Origin of the sequence: Allohahella sp. A8, assembly GCF_047946665.1 — a bacterium.
In the GTDB taxonomy this organism is placed as follows: Bacteria; Pseudomonadota; Gammaproteobacteria; order Pseudomonadales; family Oleiphilaceae; genus Allohahella.
The window spans coordinates 1,821,954-1,838,173 of the sequence record NZ_CP172312.1 but is presented as its reverse complement, the minus strand read 5'-3'; the positions used below and the strand labels follow the sequence as shown (position 1 = coordinate 1,838,173).

11 protein-coding genes are annotated in these 16,220 nt (G+C 56.8%); 8 read left to right on the top strand and 3 right to left on the bottom strand.

The features are described from left to right. Positions 1–18 precede the first annotated feature (18 nt). Positions 19–5,205 (bottom strand): AAA domain-containing protein, encoded by a 5,187-nt coding sequence (locus ACH3PB_RS08225; RefSeq protein WP_416398981.1) that lies wholly within the window; start codon positions 5,203–5,205, stop codon positions 19–21. Further along, a complete protein-coding gene (locus ACH3PB_RS08220) occupies positions 5,202–6,491 on the bottom strand; it encodes a M48 family metalloprotease (RefSeq protein ID WP_416398980.1) in 1,290 nt (429 codons plus the stop codon). Before ACH3PB_RS08220 ends, ACH3PB_RS08225 begins: the two co-directional genes overlap by 4 nt. Positions 6,492–6,590: 99 nt before the next feature. Between ACH3PB_RS08220 and ACH3PB_RS08215 the strand changes: the two genes are divergently transcribed. From ACH3PB_RS08215 to ACH3PB_RS08190, 6 genes are all read left to right on the top strand, one after another. Beyond that, positions 6,591–7,001 carry a hypothetical protein gene (locus ACH3PB_RS08215; protein ID WP_416398979.1) on the top strand — a complete coding sequence of 137 codons (411 nt, stop codon included), beginning with the start codon at positions 6,591–6,593 and terminating at the stop codon, positions 6,999–7,001. A gap of 70 nt (positions 7,002–7,071) precedes the next feature. After that, positions 7,072–7,710, top strand: coding sequence for a DedA family protein (locus tag ACH3PB_RS08210; protein WP_416398978.1), 639 nt, complete (start codon positions 7,072–7,074; stop codon positions 7,708–7,710). Between the two features lie 3 nt (positions 7,711–7,713). After that, positions 7,714–8,970: a sodium:proton antiporter NhaD gene (gene nhaD, locus ACH3PB_RS08205; RefSeq protein ID WP_416398977.1), complete on the top strand. Its 1,257-nt coding sequence runs from the start codon at positions 7,714–7,716 to the stop codon at positions 8,968–8,970. A gap of 18 nt (positions 8,971–8,988) precedes the next feature. Next, positions 8,989–10,077, top strand: coding sequence for a calcium/sodium antiporter (locus tag ACH3PB_RS08200; protein ID WP_416398976.1), 1,089 nt, complete (start codon positions 8,989–8,991; stop codon positions 10,075–10,077). A gap of 36 nt (positions 10,078–10,113) precedes the next feature. Further along, positions 10,114–11,292, top strand: a complete 1,179-nt coding sequence (locus ACH3PB_RS08195) for a trans-sulfuration enzyme family protein (protein WP_416398975.1) — start codon at positions 10,114–10,116, stop codon at positions 11,290–11,292. Positions 11,293–11,410: 118 nt separating this feature from the next. Further along, a complete protein-coding gene (locus tag ACH3PB_RS08190; RefSeq protein ID WP_416398974.1) occupies positions 11,411–11,929 on the top strand; it encodes a DUF6174 domain-containing protein in 519 nt (172 codons plus the stop codon). Positions 11,930–11,938: 9 nt separating this feature from the next. Here the strand turns inward: ACH3PB_RS08190 and rtcR are convergent, their stop codons facing one another. Then, positions 11,939–13,558 (bottom strand): RNA repair transcriptional activator RtcR, encoded by a 1,620-nt coding sequence (gene rtcR, locus ACH3PB_RS08185; protein WP_416398973.1) that lies wholly within the window; start codon positions 13,556–13,558, stop codon positions 11,939–11,941. Between the two features lie 223 nt (positions 13,559–13,781). On the opposite strand from rtcR, the gene ACH3PB_RS08180 reads away from it, so the two are divergent. After that, a complete protein-coding gene (locus ACH3PB_RS08180; RefSeq protein ID WP_416398972.1) occupies positions 13,782–15,056 on the top strand; it encodes an RtcB family protein in 1,275 nt (424 codons plus the stop codon). 43 nt (positions 15,057–15,099) lie between these two features. Then, the gene (rtcA, locus tag ACH3PB_RS08175; protein WP_416398971.1) at positions 15,100–16,155 is read left to right on the top strand and encodes an RNA 3'-terminal phosphate cyclase; all 1,056 of its coding nucleotides are present in this window, start codon (positions 15,100–15,102) and stop codon (positions 16,153–16,155) included. Positions 16,156–16,220: the final 65 nt, after the last annotated feature.

Genomic DNA, 16,220 nt, shown 5'->3' with positions numbered 1-16,220 from the left:
GCGTGCCAGGACTCACTGTTACGTTTTGTGAGGCGGAGCACCCAATGCGTCAGTAAGCGTAGCCAGTACACGGTCGCGGTTCATCAGCCAGTCCTTAGTCAGTACAAACTCGATTTGCCAGCCGAAATTCTTCAGCAGCTCAGGCTTGTGGAATTCCCGCTCAAGCAGATCGCTTTGTGCATAAAACTGCTCGGAGTCAATGAGTATGCCCAAGGCATACCTATCGTCGCCTGGCCTTTTCACACCGAGATCGCATTTGAAATGCGATTGACCGACGGCCATATCGACTTGCCAGCCGCGCGCCTCCAGCTCGGATTTCAACTGACTCGAAACCGCCGATGGCGGCGGCGCAGCGGGTCTACTGCGTTGAGCGGTCAAGCCGATGTCCATCAGTACCTGATTGGCACTGGCAATATCGCCGGCGGACAGGGCCTGACTGTAGCGCAAATAGTTTTTCAGGCTATTCGCGCCTTCGTTGTAATCATTGGTGATATCCACGGACTGTATCGATGACACTACCACCATGTGGTGCTTGGCGCGGCTAAACGCGACGTTGAGTCGTTTCTCGCCGCCGCTCTGGTTGATCGGGCCGAAATTCATACGCATCTTGCGGTCCTTGCCGTAGCCATAGCAGATGCTCATGATGATGATATCTCGCTCGTCCCCCTGGATATTCTCCAGGTTCTTCACCAGCAAGCCGACGAACTCACCGTCCTCCTCACGTTCCTGCTCCTGCTCATAGCGCAGCGCAAACTCGCTGTCTTCGGCCGCGAGGCGATCGAGCGCGCTTTCGATTTCATCCTGCTGGGCTTCGGAAAAGGCGATGATGCCCATGGATCGCGGCTTGTCCTGTGCCAGCAGATGCCGCACGAGCTGCGCAATATACTCGGCTTCTCCAGTGTTTCGTCGTTGGTCATAGACGTTTTCGGGCATGTGATGAAAGCTGACCGGGCGGCTGAGCAGGTGCTGGATGTGGTGCCCGGCATCAGCTGCGGATGATATGGTCATCGGCGCCTGAACACGCGGCACGGTCTTTTCATCAGGCACAGTCAGCAGCTGCCCTTGATAGAAGGCCCAGTTGGAAAAGCTGATGAGGTGCTCGGAACGGCTGCGATAGTGCCAGCCGAGCATGTAGGATTTGAGATTTTTTGCGACATGATTGAGAAAGCTGTTACTCGATAGATCGTACTCGACCTGCTCGCCCTCGTCGGTTGTCACCATGACCTCATCTTCAGTGTCTGTTCGTGTCGAGAAGAAGTTGGTCGGCGGCAGCTGCATCTGATCGCCCACCACTATGGTCTGCGGCGCGCGGAACAGGGAGGGAATCGCACCCTCGAGGGTGATCTGGCTGGCCTCGTCGAAGATGATGACATCAAACGTGCGACTGTTCAGCGGCAGGGTGTCCGAAACGCTCAGCGGACTCATGAGCCAGACCGGCTTCAGGTCACGAATGACGGCACCAGACTCGAACGCCACCATGTCACGAATAGGCTTGTAGCGCATTGATTTGGAAAACTCGTGCTCGAGCTCCCTGCGGCCCTTGGCATAGACTTTCTTGAAATCCTTCTGCGCCTGGGTCAGCTGTGCAGCTGGCGCGGCGCTGATGCGAACGTGTTCGAGGAACTTGTTGCGAACAGTCTCGAGAATGGCTGCGCTGTTGTGGTGTTGCCACTGCTGGTAGAGCGTGCGCAGCCGGTCGATATAATGGCGGCGTTTGCTGCCATCGTGTTCTCGCAGGCTGCGATTGCTGTTGAGAGCCTGGCTCAGGCTGCGCTCGGCAGACATCAGCTCCAGCTGTTCGATTGACCAGGGCTGGTGGCGGAAGTTCCGCGTCAGTTGTTCGGGTAGCTCGCGCAATGGCTTCAGCGCGAACAGAAACTCGCTGACATTGTGCTGCAGCGCACCTTCCATCTGAAGCAGTTCTGCCTGCAGGTCTTCTACATTCAGATCCTGGTAATCCACAAGGATGTGCCCGAGCCCCTGTCGCAGGTTCGACAGCGGCAGCTCGAGACTCAGCAGTTGCGAGATCAGCGAAGCGGCTTGCTTCGGGTCCTGCAGCGTCGGACGCAGCGCTTGCACCGGCCCGTCCAGAGTGGCCATGATCCGCTGAGCCTCGACGACATGGCCCTCGAAAGCCTGAAGGCTCACATCGAACCCAAGGCTTTCCTGCGCCTCGCTCTCAATAGACTGCAGCGCCTTCCTGGCTTCGTGCTCCTGTGTAAGCTGCTGCAGCACATGAATCCAGCTGGGTGCGATGGCATGTGCCGCGAAATCATAGCTGTGTTTGAGCAGGCTTCGCAGCTTCCAGTAGGACGGGAAGAAAAAGCGAAACACGCTGTCGAGGCGTGTCGCCTGTGCAAGGGCGATGCCGGTATCTTCTGCGCTCAACCGGCTGTTCCAGTGCTTGTTCTGCTCGTGCTTGTCGACCAGCTCCAGCATGCGCTTCTTCTTCTGCCGCTGCAGCTTCTGGTACTCGCTGAACTGCTGGCTATGTTCGTCCAGTAAGCCCAGTAGTCCCCATCGGCTCAGCGGCTCGAGCTGTCGCGCGATAACAAGCATGGCTTCGATATGGTCGAGCGTATCCCAACTACCAGCCGGCAACCCCAGGCTGGTGAGCCCGCTGAGAAGCATCCTGAGATTCTGCAGCACATCGGGTACCGTGGTTCGCAGCAACCCCAGTGGTGAGTCGTGATCAGCCAGTATCGGGTTCAGCAGGCGCAATGGGTGCTCGCTGAACACCTGCGAGGGCTGCAAAGGCGCCAGACGCTGTATGAAGCCATCAATGGTGGAGCGGTTTTGCACCCACACGGTATAGTGCGGCAGCTGCTCGAGTTGTTCAGGGTCCAACGAGGGATGCGATGCTGGTGCCGCTATCAGCATTTGCATCAAGTGGAGCAGGCTGCCCCCTGCCTGCTCCAGAACCGTTGTCGTCTGCTCGCTGAATGCCTGCAGTGGTGCCAGAACCTCTTCCATGGCGGTCAAGGTATCCTGACGTCGCCTTGCCGCCTCGCCAGGGCCCTGATCTGCACCGGCGCCATGGCCAGCAGCCAGGAAGTCCTCATAGGTCTTCTTCAGATCCATTACGAAGCTTTTCTTGTCCGCCTGCGAGTCGTGAATCAGGCAGCAGAGTGGATCAAGACCCTTCTGCTTCAGACGCAGGAACACAACGTCAATAGCGGCCCTTTTCTCACACACGAACAGCACCCGCTGATCACGCATGATGTAGTCGGCGATCAGGTTGGTAATGGTTTGCGACTTGCCGGTGCCTGGCGGGCCCTGGATGATGTAGCTCTTGCCGGCACGAGCATGGGCTATTGCCATGGTCTGAGTCGGATCGCATGGCACGACGTGATAACGCGCCTGCAGGGGCAGGGGAGCCGGGGGCGTCGCCGCAAGCTCCCTGGCCTGGAGCGAGAATGTCGCTTCGAACGCATCGTTTGCCAGCGGATTCTCCACCAGTTCAGCGTAGTCCTTGACCAGCGACATCTTGCGATACTTAAAGTTGGCCAGCGTCATGTTGCACAGATCGAAGGCCCACTGATACGGGTTCTGCTCATCATCGTCACGCAGCCGATAAAACTGCCTCTGAGCGGTGACCTCGTTCTGCGCAACGGTTTCAGCTGATGGCGCTACCGCATACTGCTGCGCTATCGGCAGGACGCTGACCATTCGCTTCAGGTCTGTCACCGGTGCTCGGACATATTCATTGAAGAGCCGAATGCCCAACGGATTGAAATTCGCCGGGTCATAGCTGTAGTCGAGATTGGCATAACGGCTGATGCTGCGGCCAGTAAGTCGGGTCCGCTTGCGATATTGGTCCAGCCTGCGCTTCGCCGAAGCCTGGATCAGGTCAATTCGGGGGCGTTCGATCTTGTCGAGTGTCACGCCAGGTTCACTGGCCGCGATCTGCTGCTGCAGGTGGTCGTAGAGCGCATCCAGCGTAGTCTCCTGCAGATCGATGCGCTCAGGCAGGTTCACCCCGAACAGTGTCTTGAACTGATACCGGATGACGGGATTGATCTCGGCCTCGCTGCTGAGCGGTTTCAGCCACCAGGTGTCGCGTACGCCTTTTTTCTTCTGCAGCTCGACCGGCAGCAATACCAGCGGCGACCGCAACTGGCTCTGGTCCTGATCCTTGAGATTGCTCCAGTTCAGGAAACACAGCACCAGGCGCAATTGCGCAAAGCCATACTCCTTCTGGTCCTTGGCGGCCTCTGTGCGTATTTTGTCCAGTGAGCCAGGCAGATAGAGGACTTCGTGAAAGTTCAGGTAGCTACTGAGCGCAATCGGCTTTTCCCTGACGATCTGTGCCTGCAGTCGTGGCGTCCAGGTCATGATTTCGTCAGGCCGAATATTCTCGACATTGAATGAAAGCGGCACAGAAGCCTGCGTCAGGTTAAGGCTTTGCATGCTTGGCTTGAAGTGATACAGGCGGTTACGTCGGGAGATCTCGAACAGTCGCTCCTGCAGCTTGCTCAGGATGATCTGCTGTCGGTCCCCCAGGGTCTTCGCCTCGAAACCTGGAATCTGACTGATCTCAAGATCGAAATCGACAGTCTGCTGGCGATAGTTCGTCAGCATCGTCTGGATGGTTTCAAGATCACTCAGGCGAACGTGACGACTCAACTCGGTCATGCCCAGAATAGTCTTGGCCACCACAGGATGAATGCCAGGCTGCAGGGCAAACAGATTGTTGCGGCTGGCGGCGAAGCGTCGCAGGTCACTCTCATCGTTGAAGTCCAGGCTGCAGCACAATGAGGCGAGAATCATGCCCAGACTAAAGATGTCGGTAAGCGGATCATGATGATCGAGCTGATGTTCCCAGCTGACGTAACCCGGCAAGTAGACCGGCGTGGTAATCACTTCGTTCGCGAGTCGAACATTCACCTGTCTTGACTGCTGCTGACCACCCACGTCGATATCCAGTTGATGCCGATTGACGACATCGATCGCGAGATGCCTGGCTTCGTCAATCGCGCGAACACGGTCGGGCTGCAGCCGTGGCGCCAGGTGATTAATACGTTCGTACCAGATGCTGCCACGCTCGACGTTGAGCGCCTGCAAGCCCTCGAGTGGTGCCACCTTTCCAGCCTGATGGTCGCTCAGCACCTGGGCCAGTAACGGGAGGAAGGCGGCGAGTGCGTCCTCGGTAGTGAAGCCGTTCTGCTCGAATTGTTCGGCGAGGTAGGCCTGCAGGGGCATCATTGCTGCTTCTCCTGGCGGGCGTTCGCTGCATCGAGTATGACCTCGGTCTGTTTGCGAATGGTGTTGAAGCGGGTCTTCGTCAGCTTGAGTTCCTTTATAGCCAGTTCGGCAAAACGGGCTTCGATACCCAGCCATTGGGAACAACGTATGGCCTGAGCCAGCGGCATTTCTTCGAGCTCGCGATCGACCGCTATGAAATCCAGCATCAGGTAGCAGAAATAGTCATACAGTTTCTCGTCGCCACGCAGCAGCCATTCGGCCAGTTCGGCTTGCGAGAGATCCGGGGCTATGGGTCGAAAACCGGGAATGAAAAGCTGGGCGTGAGCGACAACCGCCTCAGTGGCAAACCAGGCAGGCGCGAGGAAATGGTCGAGAAATGTTCGTGTGTGACCCTCCAGCGTCTGGCGCTCCAGCAAGTCCATCGTCAGGAATGTGAGTGGGCCACGAATCAGGCTGGTGATGGCTTCTTCAGCGCTTACTGTCTCCTCGTGCCACAGTTGCAGGGCCCGTGCACGCAGATAGCTTGCAGGATGACTAAGGCTGTCTGATCCCGCCTGGTCCCTCTGCAGTATTTCTTCGCTCTGCTTCAGAAAGCTTTGCGCGTCGATGGCCTTCAGGCCTGTGCCGACGCGGAGCAGGGTACTGATCGCGCGATCCAGGTTTTCACTGACGTGGAGTGCACCACGATCGCAGTAGACTTCGGTGAACAGGCTGAACAGCCGAGCCGATTCTGCATGGCAGGCACTGGCCTGCTGATCACCGGCGATGGCGTTGAGCACCTGTTCTGCGGTGTAGAATTGCTGTTCGTCCTGCGTCCACATGAGGAAATGGCTGAGCTCGTGGGCAATGATGATCTCGAGTTCGGAGTCATCAAAGGTGTCCAGTAGGGGGCCGAAAAAAATCACATGCGGTTCGCCGGGAATGAATGACAACATCGCGTTCAGCTGCGTCGCTTCCTGCGCCTGATAGAAGGTGATGGTACCTTCGATGCCGAGCCGGGCCGAAATGCTTTCAGCAAGCTCATACAACCGGGGATGGGTTGTCTTCTCGATGCGGTACGTCGTCTTCAGCAAGTGCAGACGGGCGCTATCCATCCGCTGCGAGTCCACCCGGTGTGTGGAGAACCACTGCCAGAGTTCAGCTTCGTTATCCTTGAGGTAACTGACGATGTTGGAGAGATAGGGCGGCGGCGTAAGCGTAGTGAGTTGCATCGAGACCTGCGAGTCGGTGTTTGTCTGACTATAGCAAGGCTGTGGCGCTTCGTCTTTGACTCGAATGCTGACCACTTATGCTCGTTCTACCTATGGCTTTTTCAGTGATTTGACCACATCATACCGCGGTCTTTTTGTTCGAACGCTATAACTGCCGGTCCTGGCCGCTATTTGATGATCGCTTTACCATCCAGATCTGACCCGACACATACTGAAGCGTGCGCTGACCATCGTGCCACCATCGGCATGATCATGCTCGCGATCGTCATATTCTTCAGTAGCGGTGTCTCAGCTTTTCTTCAGGGTGATCGCGATTTCATTCAGGGGCAGCGAACCCTGGCTGGCGAAGCCGGCCACGTCAAAGCTTCGTTCCGCGAAGCGCTGCTGTATTCGAAGCGTATGGCATCTCAGCCTTCCGGAGCCGGCGCTGTAGGCGACGTCGTTGATGATCTGCTTCGATTGTACACGGCGTGGCCGCTTTACGCTGGCGATATGCTGCGACTTCAGCGCTTCACCACGGGATCCGATCTGCCACGGCGTCCGACCGCTACCCGACCTGGGAATCCTCAGGCTCCTCCTCGTTAGCTCCTGATTCCGCTATTCCTTCTGGCGATCTCGCGCCAGACCTCATATAAAGCATTCAGGACATTCCTAAATGGATTCCATTACAGAGCTGTATGGCTTGATATCGAGCTATATAAATCCGCGTACGATTGTTGCGGCAGGTTATCTGATTCTCATTCTTGTCGTTTTTGCGGAAACGGGCCTTGCGATAGGCTTCTTTCTGCCTGGCGATTCTCTGCTCGTGGTGGCGGGGCTTTATGCCGCTACAGGCGACCTCAACGTCTACATTCTTCTGTCGAGTCTCTTTGCGGCTGCTGTCGTGGGTGACGCAGTAGGCTATTACAGTGGCTGGCATCTCGGCCCGAAAATATTTTCCCGCCAGCAATCAAGAATGTTTCATCCCGAGTTCCTTCAGAGGGCGCAGGTCTTCTACGAGAAGTACGGCGGCAAGACTATCATTATCGCCAGATTCATCCCCATCATCAGAACCTTTGCACCAATTGTTGCCGGAGCAGCCCGGATGCCGTATCGAACATTCCTGGTCTATAACGTTGTCGGCGGCTTTCTGTGGGTCTTCAGCATGATCCTCAGTGGCTATATTCTGGGCAGCATCATTCCGAATCTGGATCACTACATCGAGTACATTGTGATTGTGGTTATTGCCTTGTCGATCACGCCACCACTTTACGAATATTTCAAAGCACGCCGCAAGTTGGCTATAAGGGTTTAAATAATGCCGGATTTTCTGTTTTACCTTTTGATCGCATTCGCTGTGGCCGCTCTCGCAGGTGTTGTGCTTGAAGAAAAGACTCACGTCAGCAAAGCCAAGATCACGCTGTTCTTTGGCACGATCTCCTGGATGTTGCTTATCATATTTGCTGCGCCAGGCGATGGCCGTGAAGCCGTACTGCACGGCTTGACCGAAAACATTACCGATATCGCAGGGCTCTGGTTGTTCCTGATCGCTGCGATGACCTTCGTAGCCTATCTGAACAAAAAGGGGCTGATAGAAAACCTGGTGTATCTGGTGCTGCCAAGTCAGATCAGTGAACGGGGTCTACTGTTCGTAACCGGGACTTTCTGCTTTCTGTTCTCGTCACTGGCCGACAACATCACTGCCACGCTGGTATCGGTCGCACTCGTGCTTTCGCTGAAGCTGGATGCCGTCCGAACCATCAAGTTCGCGACGCTTTGCGTATTTGCGGTGAACTCTGGCGGCGTTGCCTTGATCACCGGGGATGTCACGACACTGATGATTTTTCTGGCTGGCAAGGTGGAAATCTCGAGTCTGCTGCTGCTATCGATTCCCGCATTCGTGGCAGTGATGTTTCTGGCAGCTGTATTGTCGATTGGCATGAATGGCCAGGTGCATATCCAGTCCCATCAGACAGAAACGCGCAAGGTTGATCTGGCTATTGCCGGGGTATTTCTGATCACCATTCTGTCGACGATCTCCGGCAATATGTTGTTCCAGATTCCACCTGTTCTGACCTTTCTGACAGGTCTGTCAATCATGTTCCTGGTCGCACGCTTCTTCAATGAGGACAATGATAACGACCCCATCCTTGAATACATTCGTACGATTGAATTCGAAACACTGCTGTTCTTCCTCGGTATCCTTTTGCTCGTAGGCATGCTGAAGGAAATTCATGTACTGGACGCGCTCCCGCAGGTCTACGAGGCCATTCCAGTGGCTGGAGCGAACTTCCTGATGGGCATCGTGTCTGCCACCATAGATAACGTGCCCCTGACGGCTGCGCTGCTCAAATCGGGATTGACCATGAGTCCTGCAGAATGGATGGGCTTGACCTACGCCGTTGGTGTCGGCGGTTCGCTGCTGGTCATCGGTTCAGCCGCTGGTATTGTGGCAATGAGCAAGGTGCCGGGGCTGACATTTTCCAGCTATATGCGTTACAGCCCGCTACTTCTTGCCGCGTATGCGCTCGGATTTTTCGGCGTGTACGGCATTAACCTCCTCGTTCAAATCTGATTCAGGAGCAGATAGACCATGACAATCATGACTTTTGTTTATCTACTGGCTGGTCTCGTCTTGCTGGTAGCTGGCGCCGAAGTACTGGTCAAGGGCGCTGCCCGACTGGCCGCCACCTTCGGCATCTCACCGCTTGTCATTGGCCTCACGGTAGTCGCCTTTGGTACGAGTGCACCGGAAATGGCGGTCAGTGTGCAGGCCGCGTTCTCCGGTAATGGTGATATTGCGATTGGAAATGTCGTCGGTAGCAACATTTTCAATGTGCTATTCATCCTGGGCATATCCGCATTGATCATCCCATTGGTGGTATCGCGGCAGCTTATTCGACTCGACGTGCCGGTGATGATCGTCGCCAGCGTACTGGCCATGGCGCTGGCCTTCGACGGTGCGCTCGGTCGACTGGATGGCGCCATTCTTTTTGCTGGGATCATCGCGTATACAGTCTTTCTCATCGTCAGTAGCCGACGTGAAAAAGCAGCGGCTGATGATGAGTTCGCCGCCGAATACGGTCTGAAGGCAGCGCCACGTCAGTATGCCACTTTGATCAACGTTGGCTTCATCCTGGCGGGACTCGTGCTGCTCGTGACAGGATCGAATTTCCTCGTTGAAGGCGCCGTCACCCTTGCGCGGGCGCTGGGGCTGTCCGAACTGGTCATTGGTTTGACGGTGATTGCAGCCGGTACCTCGTTGCCGGAAGTGGCAACGTCCATCACAGCTGCCATCAAAGGCGAGCGAGATATCGCTGTCGGTAACGTGGTGGGTAGCAATGTTTTCAACCTGTTGGCTGTTCTGGGGCTCGCATCGCTGGTCTCACCATCCCCGATCAACGTTGCTGCCAGTGCGCTGGTCTTCGATTTTCCCGTCATGATCGCAGTCGCCGTGGCCTGTCTGCCGGTCTTCTTCTCCGGCTATCTCATCAACCGTTGGGAAGGCCTGCTGTTCTTCGCCTACTATATTGTCTATACCACCTATCTGATCATGTATGCCACGGCCACGCCGGCTTTTGCACAATTCCAGGCTGCTCTTGTCTGGTATGTCGTGCCGCTCACCGTGGTCACGCTGCTCATACTCGGCGCTCGTGCATGGCATACCCAGAAACAGCACTAAGCAAGGCAATCGCCTTTAGTTTTCATTGGAGAACATATGTCTGAACGAGCGGCCGGCGTCTCGGCCACTGAGCTGATTCACAGCGACTTGCATGATGACCAGCACGGCAGTCCTCATACGCCGATATACAACACCACCACCTGGCGCTTCGAGTCAACTGAAGCGCTGCTGGACGTCGTTGAGGGCCGGACTGATGGCTGCCTGTATACCCGCTACGGCACTAACCCCACAATTACGGCACTTGAGCACACGCTCGCACGACTGGAGTCGGCGGAAGCCGCCTTGGCTTTCGCATCAGGCATGGCAGCGATTTCGTCGACGCTATTGGCGCACGGTCGCAACGGTATCGTCTGTGTAGGAGAACTCTATGGCGGGACACAGGAATTCCTGTTGACGCAGTGTGCAGATCTGGGCATTCGGGTCACGCTGTTGATGCAGGCGGATCAGGCACGCCTGGCAAAGCACCTGAACAAGCCGGATATGCTGGTCTACTGTGAAACGCCAGCGAACCCGACCCTGAGCATTCTGGATATCCGGGCGCTGGCCGAAGTCGCCCATCAGCGTGGTGCGCTGCTAGCCGTAGACAACACCTTTGCGTCGCCGGTCAACCAACGGCCTCTGGAGTGGGGCGCTGATCTGGTGGTCCACAGCGCGACCAAATACCTTGGTGGGCACAGTGATCTCACGGCCGGCGCCGTCATGGGCAAGAAAGATTTTGTCAGGAGCATATGGCGCTGGCGTAAAAACCTGGGGCAGGTGCTGTCACCCGAAACAGCGGCATTGCTGGCTCGGAGCCTGCGCACACTCCCGCTGCGAGTGCGGCAGCACAATCACAATGCGATGCTGGTTGCACAGGCCATGTCCGAGCATTCTGCCGTTAGCAAGGTGCTGTATCCAGGACTTCCAGACTTCGAAGGCCACGAGCTTGCAGCCCGGCAGATGCACGGTTTCGGCGGCATGCTCAGTATCGAGATCAAGGGCGGCGGCGCGGCTGCTACCAGGGTGGCCGACCAACTGAAAGTCTTCCTGCTTGCACCGAGCCTGGGGGGCGTAGAGAGCCTTGTCACCCAGCCATGCACCACGAGTCATCATGCGCTGAGTCCGGAAGAACGGCGCAAACTTGGCATCAGCGATGGCTTATTGCGGCTGTCGGTAGGGCTCGAGGATGCGCAGGACCTGATCGATGATCTGCGTCAGGCGCTTGCTGTGCTTTAGGGAATATCGGTGATCTGGGCTATGGACGGTTGCTGCTGATGCTTGCGACACTCGGATAGGGAGTCGCCAAGACTCTCCCATGGCATGTCTTTGCCATGACGTTCACACGGAGGTAAGAATGAGAAGAACCCTACCAGTACTAAGCCTATCGCTGTTGCTATCTGCTTGCAGCAATGGTGGAGGGGGCAATGATACCGGCACAGAACCCGTCACTGAATCTGTCACTGGGCCCGTCAACGAAACGGAAACCCCCACTGAAGCGCCCATAGCGGCTGGCCTGGCGACCGCAGAAGCGGCCTGGGAAGCCGCCGCGATCAATGACTATCAGTTCATCCTCACCAGGATCTGTTATTGCGATCCAAGGCCACCAGTCGTCGTTATCGTCAAGGACGATGCTGTCGAATCGGCTTTCTACCAGCACAACGGCGTATATCTGACAGCCGCAGACATCGAAGCCGATGGCGTGACTACCATCGATGGGCTTTTCACAGAAATCAAGGACGCTTACGCCGCTGAAGTGGCCGGGGTCGATGCCATATATGATAAAGCCAGAGGATACCCGGTCGATGTTCTCATCAACTACAGCGAAGAGTTCGTTGATGAAGAGGACGGCTTCCTGGTGACAGGATTCCAATAAGCGCATGGGTCAGTCCCGCAGCCTGTCTCTGATATCGGCAAATCTGACCCCGTATCGGTCCAGTATCTGTTTCACCCGATGGGAGTCGTTGCTGGAACTTTTCTGCTTGCGGCTCTGGCTGAAGAGTTTGCGCCCGGCTTCTGCCATCGAGCTGGATGAGCGGCAGGCCTGAAGGACGGCCGCGAGCGTCGCCTGATCGAATAGATCGATATTGCCGCAGGCCTCCTCACCAATTAGTGCGCTGACCAGTCGTTGTGGATCGTGACTGGCTGGCGCTATGCTGCCGTCGACGTTGCGCCACTTTGCCCGTAATCGTTCGATCTCGTCCTGCACCTGTTGCGACGTGATTCGACCGCCATCCGCCAGCGTTGCCATGCGGGTTATGCTCGCATTCAGGTCACGGAAGTTAGCTGACCAGCTGGCCTCAGCAGAGTGACTGAATGTCATATAGCGCTCCCGCGCATCCTTGTTGAATGTCACCAGGCTGCCGCTTTTACTGGCAAAAGTTTCCAGCTCGAATTCGATGTTCGGCACCAGGTCCTCGATCCGCTCCCTGAGTGATGGCAGCCGATAGCACCAGAGATCGATTCGTGCGAGCAGGTCTTCCCGGAAGCGCCCAACCCTGACTTCCGATGCGAGATCCTTATTGGTACCTGCAATCAGCTGAAAGTCACTGCTGACCTCCTTGTCGGCGCCGAAAGGCGTAAACACCTTCTCTTCGATCGCGCGCAGCAGCATCGCCTGCTCGTCGAGCCCGAGTTCACCGATCTCGTCCAGAAAGAGCATGCCGCCGTGGGCTTTTTTCAGCAGACCGATCCGGTCAGTAACGGCACCAGTGAAAGCGCCCTTGCGATGCCCGAATAGTGCAGACATTGCGCCATCACCACGGAGTGTCGCGCAGTTGACGCTGACGAGTTCGCCGCTGAGCTTGGCTCGCTGTTTTTTCAGGGCGTACACGCGCTGGGCGAGCTGTGACTTTCCGGCACCAGTAGGTCCTGTAAGAAGAATTGGTTCGTTCGAGCGAATGCACACAAGCTCGAGCTGGTCGATCATCCGGTTGAAATCGGCGTTCGCTGTTTCGATGCCACCTTTGAGCCAGGCTTGGCCCTCGTCGTGCTCCTTGCGGAAACGTGAAGCGATCTGATCGTACTTCGACAGATCGAGATCGATAACCTGGTAGGTACCCGCCGTCTTGCTGCCTCGACGCGGCGGCCCAGTCTGTATAAGTTTACCCGGCAGATACCCGGCTTCAGTAAGCAGGTACAGGCAGATCTGTGCGACGTGTGTCCCCGTGGTGATGTGTATCAGATACTGCTCCACCTCGGTGTCGAAGCGATAGCTGCGCGCAAAGTCGAGCAGAATCCCGTAGACGCTCTCGAAGTCCCAGGCGTCCCTGAAGTTGACCCGGTGACAGCGCACTTCGGTTTCAGGCGACACGCGGCTGACATCCTCACTGGTCTGCTCCGCAAGCGTGGCGGTGTGGTTGTCGTACAGCAGTTCCAAACGGTCGATGATGACGTCATCGTGTTGGCACAGGGATACGGTCGGTCGCCAACGCTCCCAACGACCTTCGTCCCTGCCACGGTTGTCCATGACGCTGCCTACAATACTGAAAGCTACCGTTTTCATGCTATCGACTCGAATAGGGCTCTATCGTGATAAATATATCATAAGGCTTCTGCGGGTGCTCTTGAGGAAGGCCTTAAGTGTGATGAGATGAGAAAACGCGGTAAAAACAGCCACTTGGCGAATTGTTGTTGCTGTCGTCAAAAATTGGCACCGATATCGCTATACCTCAACCAAGTAGGCCGGCAGAGACCCGGCCAGGTAAACAATCATAAGGACTCAAAACATGAGCACAGAGCAGCATTCAAACACCAGCTACGAACTCACGCACGCCGGCGGCGTGCCCATTAAGTCATGGACCCGAGGCGTCAGCTTCGAGGCTGAGGCCAGGGAGCAGCTCGCCAACATTTCGCGCATGCCCTTCATTCACAAGTGGGTGGCCGCAATGCCAGACGTGCACCTCGGCATCGGCGCCACCATTGGCAGCGTTGTGCCAACCCTGGGCGCAGTCATTCCGGCGGCCGTGGGTGTGGATATTGGTTGCGGCATGATGGCCGTCAAAACCAGCATCAGGGCCGATCAGCTGCCGGACAGTCTGGCAGGAATCAGGTCAGCCATTGAAGCCGCCGTACCACATGGCCGCTCTGGCATGAGCGGTCGACGGGGGCGAGGCTCAAGTGGGCGAGGCTCTAGCGGAAGAGACAAGGGCGCCTGGGCAAGCGCACCTGATGACGTGCGCGCAGCCTGGGGGCCGCTGGCAGGACGTTTCGACATCCTGAAAGACAAGCACAGAGTGTTGAAGAACACGAACAACCTCAACCATCTCGGCACGCTCGGCACCGGCAATCATTTCATCGAAGTCTGCCTGGATGAGCATGATAGCGTCTGGATCATGCTGCACAGCGGATCCCGGGGGGTCGGTAACCGTATCGGCACTCACTTCATAGAAGAGGCGAAGATGGACATGGCGAGGCAGAACATCAATCTGCCGGATATCAACCTGGCTTATCTGCCAGAGGGTAGTCAGATGTTCGATGACTATGTCGAAGCCGTGGAGTGGGCGCAGGACTTCGCCAGGGCGAACCGGGAAGTGATGATGGGGCGGGTGATCGAAGCGCTGCGACAGTCGCTGGATTTCCCATTCGAGGCCAGACTGGAAGCGGTGAACTGTCACCACAACTATGTCTCACGCGAGCATCACTACGGTGCGGACGTGCTGGTGACCAGGAAAGGCGCGGTTCGGGCCAGGGCCGGTGAGATGGGCATTATTCCAGGCAGTATGGGCGCTCGGTCGTTTATCGTCCGCGGGCTCGGCAACGAAGAGAGCTTCTGCAGCTGCAGCCATGGCGCAGGGCGGGTGATGTCGCGGACGGCGGCGAAGAAGGCGGTGTCGCTCGAAGAGCACAAGCAGGCGACCTTCGGTGTCGAGTGCAGGAAGGACGCTGGCGTACTCGATGAGACACCAGCCGCCTACAAACCTATTGAAGCTGTAATGGCCGCCCAGAAAGATCTGGTCGAGATCGTCTATACGCTCAAGCAGGTCGTGTGCGTGAAAGGCTAGATATAGCGAGAATAATGGAAGCAGTACAACAGGAGTATGTGAAATGGCTTACCTCGTCGACTCAGTCATTGAAGTAGACGGTGCCCAGGGAGAGGGCGGCGGGCAGATTTTCAGAACCGCACTGACACTATCAATGTGTCTTGGCAAACCGATCAGAATAAGCCGAATTCGAGCAGGACGGCAGAAGCCAGGCCTCCTGCGCCAGCACCTGACCTGTTTACGGGCCGCACAAGCCATATGCAGAGCCGAGGTCACTGGCGCTGAGCTGGGCTCGACGGAAGTCAACTTTTCCCCTGGCCCGGTAGTGCCTGGCCAGTATGAGTTTGCCGTAGGCTCGGCAGGCAGTACGACGCTGGTGTTCCAGACGATTCTACTGCCACTTGCGCTCGCGGCAGGACAGGCTGGTGGCGCCACGAGTGAAGTCACGTTCGAAGGCGGCACGCACAACCACTTCGCACCGAGTTACGACTTCATCCGGATGAGCTTTCTGCCACTGATGGCGCTCATGGGGCTGCGCGTCGATACCGAGTTCATGCGTTACGGGTTCTTTCCGGCAGGCGGGGGCGCCTGGCGGGCCAGGATATATCCGGTCGAACGCTTGCAGGCCTTGTCTCTGGATGGCCAGCCAACCATCGAGGCGATCGAAGTCAATGCGCTATCGGCGGGCATCGCCGAGCACGTGGGCGAGCGCGAGCTCGCGGCGGTTCGTCGGAAGGCCCTGTCGCCGACGCCTGCATTCGAACAGCGCCTTACTAGCGCCGCTGGTCCGGGAAATGTTCTCTCCATCAGCCTGAAGATGACGAGCCATTGCGTTGTGTTTGATTCGATAGGCGAGTTGGGCGTAACGGCAGAGCGGGTGGCTGGTAGGGCGGTCAGAGATGCCCGCCGATTCATGGCAGCCGGAGTGCTGGTCGACGAGCACCTGGCAGACCAGTTGTTGTTGCCACTCGCACTTGGCTCGGGCGGCGGTTTCACCACCCTGAAGCCGACGCAGCATCTGCTGACGAACATTGCAGTGATCGCCCAGCTACTGGGTCGCGAGACCGTACTGCACAATCGGGATGAGGATCGATATGAAGTTAGCATCTTATCCCGCTGATAAATAAATGCTTTAAACTGTCACGTTCAGCGGCTACTCTTGGGCCTCCCAAACTCGAGATCCGG